Origin of the sequence: Demequina sp. B12, assembly GCF_028823635.1 — a bacterium.
GTDB lineage: Bacteria > Actinomycetota > Actinomycetes > Actinomycetales > Demequinaceae > Demequina.
The window spans coordinates 1-761 of sequence record NZ_JAPEHU010000009.1 but is presented as its reverse complement, the minus strand read 5'-3'; the positions used below and the strand labels follow the sequence as shown (position 1 = coordinate 761).

At 64.7% G+C, this 761-nt stretch carries 1 protein-coding gene; it reads right to left on the bottom strand.

Translation table 11 applies throughout. The features are described 5' to 3' along the window. Positions 1–509, bottom strand: a 509-nt coding sequence (locus tag ON058_RS11050; protein ID WP_274669115.1) for a hypothetical protein, incomplete at its 3' end; no start/stop codon positions are given. Positions 510–761: the final 252 nt, after the last annotated feature.

The window sequence follows — 761 nt, the reverse complement described above, 5'->3', positions numbered from 1 at the left end:
TCTTCGGGGGTGAGGGGTTGTCCTTCCCTCGGCCCGGGGGCCTCGGGCACGCGCAATCCCCTGGCGGGGCTTGCGCTGATGGCGCGGGTGTTGACGATGTAGGTGAACAGGCTTGAGAGGTCGGCCCGGATGCGGGTGAGTGTGGTGCGTTTTGATGGCGTGCCGTCGAGTCGTTGCCATTCGTTCAGGACGCGTTGGAGGTGGGTGGTTGCCACTTCGTCGGCGCGTAGTGCTAGGAGCCAGTGGGGGAATCGCTGGGCGTGGGCGTGGGTGGTCTGGAACGTCGACGTCGACTTGCTGGTGCGCACGTCGTCGAGCCACGGGTCGATGAAGTCGCGTACGGGTCTGCGCCCGGCGGCCGGGTCGGTGCCGCCTTTGATGAGTGCGATCTGTGAGGCGCACCAGGCCTCTGCTTCGGTTCGGGTAGTGCAGATTCTGGTGGGCAGCGCGACGCCTCGGTAGTAGGGCTTGGCGCGGAACTCGCCGTTGGTGGTGGGCTGGATGGCCATGCGTATCCTTGAAGGTGCCTCGGGTCCACTCGTGGCGGACGTGGATGATTCGACAGAAAGTCATGGACCGGTTCATTGGCGTGGAGCGGTCCGTGGGTGAAGCGACTAGATGGTGGGGTGTGCTGTGGTTGCTATGGCATCGCGGTACTCCTCATAGGTCATGTAGTCGATCTGCGTGATCAAGCGCGAGTGGCCCGGGGTCTCCACCAGTGCCCGGCCTGGAGGGAATTGGGTGACGGTGTCGACGGTCGT